Source organism: Planktotalea sp., from assembly GCF_018607995.1.
Lineage (GTDB): Bacteria > Pseudomonadota > Alphaproteobacteria > Rhodobacterales > Rhodobacteraceae > Planktotalea.
Genome location: NZ_JABBAL010000023.1, coordinates 86,489 through 90,414 on the forward strand (window position 1 = coordinate 86,489; position 3,926 = coordinate 90,414).

Consider the following 3,926-nt stretch of genomic DNA (forward strand, 5'->3'; position numbering starts at 1 on the left):
GGCCTCAGCTCAGACACGGTTTGCCCGCAAGAACAGGCGTCGGAATTGAAAACGTGCTTGCTCAAACGCTGTGGCACGCGGCAATTCAATACGCGCCTTCACCCGCATTCTTGCGAACGGACTTAGATCAAGATCAGGCGCGATCCAAACCAGATAGGCAGCGTCCAGGGCAAGGTCCGGCGCATTGGGAAGCTGCGGAATTGTGCCACCATTCGTTGCAAATAAGGCGGGCGGTGCTTGTTGACCAGGCGCAATGATTTGCGTGCGCGTTGCAATTTGGGTCAGGGTATCGCCGTTGGGTAATCGCATATCAATTTGCGGTATGCCCAAAGGAATTATACCCGCAAACGCAGCAGGGAAGGCTAGCTGAACTTCCAAAGTATCGCGCGCAATGACGTCGCCCAATAGATCACCGCGAAACACGAAACTGCCAACAACCGGGGGCACGCCACCGGCCCAAGACAATTGACCATCCGCAGGCGACGTCAGGTTTCGTGCGTCTTCTAAAAGGGTCACATCATCAAGCGCTTTTTGCGTCAAAACGAGATTGCGTTCCTGTTCCTGACGCTGCGTGACGCTAAGCCCACCACGCCCCAAAGCATCTGTTCGCGCGTGCATATCAAGCTTTAAAGACGCCGCGCGTGTGGATTGCGTCGGGTTTTCCAATTGCATCAACATATTGCCTGTACGCACGGTTTGCGCGCTGCCCTCCGCGCCAACCAATTGCGCGATTTCGGTGATATGTCCCGACGTCCCCGCGCGAATCTCTGCGGCGCGCACGACCGTGATTTGCCCCTCGCCCAGTGCCATGAAAGGAAGCGGAACAAAGGCAAATAGCCCGACAACCGTGACGCAAAGCCCCACCAAGCGTCGCCAATAGCGAAAACTCCGATTTTGTGCGCGTGCCATTTTGCTCCCTTTTTTTGCGAGTTTGACAAGCGGCCAGACAATGCTCATCACGACGGCCCAAATCGCCAGAAGTATGCCTATTGCATAGAACAAGCGTGACACAATCAGGGCAATACCCATAGTTAGGATCAGCCGGTAAATCAGCGACAAGACCCCGTAGATACCTAAAATGGATGCTTCGCCTGGTCCGGGAAACACTTCACGGCGCAAACGCAGCACGACGGATAGGAAAACATCCGACATATAGGCCCCTGCCCGCGCCGCAAGGTTTGGCATTTCGAGCCAATCCGCAAGCACAAAATAGGCGTCGAATTTCAATAAGGGATTGCCATTAAAAAACAGTGTCGAGATTGACCCGATCAACATGAAGTTAAACAAGACCGCGCGTTCAAAACCCGGTTCGATTTGCAGCCATAAAATCATCGAAATGGCTGCGATGACAAGCTCTGCCAGAATGCCCGCCGCGCCGACCAACATGCGCGCGCGCTTGTCTGGAAAGGCGCTAGCCTCTGAGGCTTCAACATAAGGCACGGGAAAGAAGATCAGCAACATGACGCCAAATTCGCGGACTTCTCCGCCAAATCGATGCACCGCATAGCCATGCGCCAATTCATGCAGGATTTTCATCACTGGATAAGCGAGCGCAAGCGCGATCAATCCCGATTGCGACAGCAACGCGCCGTCGGAGGACTGCGCTAACATTTCAGCGTTCAACACGGCCAAGGCCAATCCCGTCACCAAAATTCCTACAATTACAAATCCGCCAAAGGCCGTGAAAAGCCACGCAAACAACGGAAACGTTTTCTGGATAAGCCAGTTGGGATCAAACATTTCAATCTTGATCGACAAAGGACTAGCCGCGCGCATTTCGAGATTTTTGTCACGCTTTTTCTGGCCGCGTTCGGACAAGCTTTTGGGATCAAGGTCGTGATCCGAAAGCAGTACACCGCTCCCAACAAGCTGCATGATCCAGTCGACAACTTCGTGCTGTGTGGTCGCTGTGCCGGGACTATCACTGAGTTCGTCGAAGACTGCTTGAATATTGCGCTTGCCGTCAAGCTTGTTCCACATGACTTCAGCGCGTTGCGAGAGGCGTAGATATTGACCCGTTAGCGTGTCGGAAATGACAACGAAATTCTCACCGCGAAAAGTTTGATAACTAAGCTTCAACGCGCCTCTTTGGCGAAACTTTTGATCCGAGATAAGATACCAATCAGGATGCCGTAAACCACCAGACACGAGACTACTGCCAACGCCAGATCAGCGATTTCGCCCACAAAACCGGCCCGCGTGTATATTCGCGCAGGTAATTTGACGGCCCAACGTCAACGCGCACAATCCCTCGCATGCCGACAAGAACACCCAGCTCTGGCGGGGCTTCAAAGGCGAACCATGTGGAAAACGCATTAGTGCCATCGCGCATTTGCGCTTCGGTGGTAATGCGCTCCAATTGCACAGGGATGGGCTGATCTGGAAAGGCCGCCAAAAGAACAGAGGCCGTCGCATCGCCTGGGATATCAAGCACCCAAGTTTCATCGATAAAGGCGCGCACAGCAATACTTCCGGGACGCGCAAGTTCGATCAAAGGATCGCCCAAACGCACACGCGCACCAATGCGGCGCCACGCATCACCGCCAACCACTATCTGTTTTGTTTGCGCTGTGATACGCGTTTGATCAAGTTGATGAGAGAGCAAATCGCGCTGCACGATGGTCTGCTGCATTTGCGCTTCCAACACGCGTACCTGCGCAGTTTCGCGACGTGCGCGTGCAGTTTGCATTTCAGAACTGATTCGGTTCACTTCCGCCTCTGCGCGCGCAAACTCCAGTTTGAAATCCGTGTCTTCCAGCGCAACCAAAGTATCGCCAATATCTGCGCGATCCCCCAGTTCAAGCGGCGCCTCTACAAGAAATCCGTCAAATGGCGCAGAAACAATGGAGCGATCACGCGCCTCGATCAACGCTTCAAACGCGGGGCGCGAAGGGGTTGGCACAAACGCCGCAATCGCAGTCAGAACGGCGATGGCCAGAAAAATAAGTTTGAGACGCGCCGCACGTTTTCCGAAAATAGCGCGAAACAATCCTGCCGCCCAATTGCTCAGCCTGCGAAAAATTGACGGACGCGCGCGTCTGAAGATGGAAAGCGCTTCGCCCAAAACCTGCGCAATGATGTCAGCGGCGTCCAGATTGGGCATTTCGCTAATCGTATCAGACCAGAAAACCGGCACGACGGCCTGACAATTGTCGCCAAGATAGATCGGCAAAATCATCGCACTTTTCGCATTAAGCGAAGCCATCGCTTCCGCGACCTGTGGCGGGATAACTTCGCCCTGACGATAAAGCTGAACAGAGCGCCCGTCGATTGCCTGTTCCGCAAGTTTTTCCAAAGCTGCGCGTGATACGCTTTGACGATCCACCAAACTTCCACCGCTGACACCTGCCAGTTTGGGAACATCCGCACGTACCCAGGTCACTGCCATCACATCCGGTTTCAGCGCCTTTTCTAACCGCGCGATCCATTGATCCGCAAGGGCAGCGCGCGACCTTGCACGCGCCGCGTCGATCAATAGTTTCGAGCCAATATCAACACTTAACGCGATGCTGTCGCGTTTGCTTGAATGATCCTTCAGTGCTGCGACCAAAAGCCAACCTGCTTTTGCTTCCAGACTGGCGAGCAGAGTTTCCAACTTATCTGGCGGTAGATCAGAGAGTGAAAACAACAGGCACAGATCAACACCTGCGCCGCCGGTGAAATAGCTGGCAAGCCACGTCGCTGGACCTTCTTTAACCGGTTGGACCGAGCCGCCGCCATCAGCGTCGAAATTCTGAAGCACCGACATGGCGACGTCTGGGTCAATCTCACCCTTGCCCGCAACAGAGACCCATTGATTTTTGCCGCTACGCACCAAAGTGCGCGAAGCTAGAACGCCCTCAATACCCGCAAAATGCTGCGCAACGCTCCGCTTGAGAACGGCGTATTCACCTGTTTCGGCCATTAATCAGAACACCATACCAATA

2 protein-coding genes are annotated in these 3,926 nt (G+C 54.0%); both read right to left on the reverse strand.

The window, feature by feature from the left end; all coding sequences use genetic code 11:
• Positions 1-9: 9 nt before the first annotated feature.
• A complete protein-coding gene (locus tag QZ280_RS09020) occupies positions 10-2,148 on the reverse strand; it encodes a peptidase M50 (RefSeq protein WP_293442891.1) in 2,139 nt (712 codons plus the stop codon).
• A gap of 4 nt (positions 2,149-2,152) precedes the next feature.
• A complete protein-coding gene (locus tag QZ280_RS09025; protein ID WP_293442894.1) occupies positions 2,153-3,904 on the reverse strand; it encodes an efflux RND transporter periplasmic adaptor subunit in 1,752 nt (583 codons plus the stop codon).
• Positions 3,905-3,926 lie beyond the last annotated feature (22 nt).

Coding starts and splice junctions, on each gene's coding strand:
- QZ280_RS09025 (WP_293442894.1), bottom strand. CDS start 3,904: ATGGCCGAAACAGGTGAATACGCCGTTCTCAAGCGGAGCGTTGCGCAG.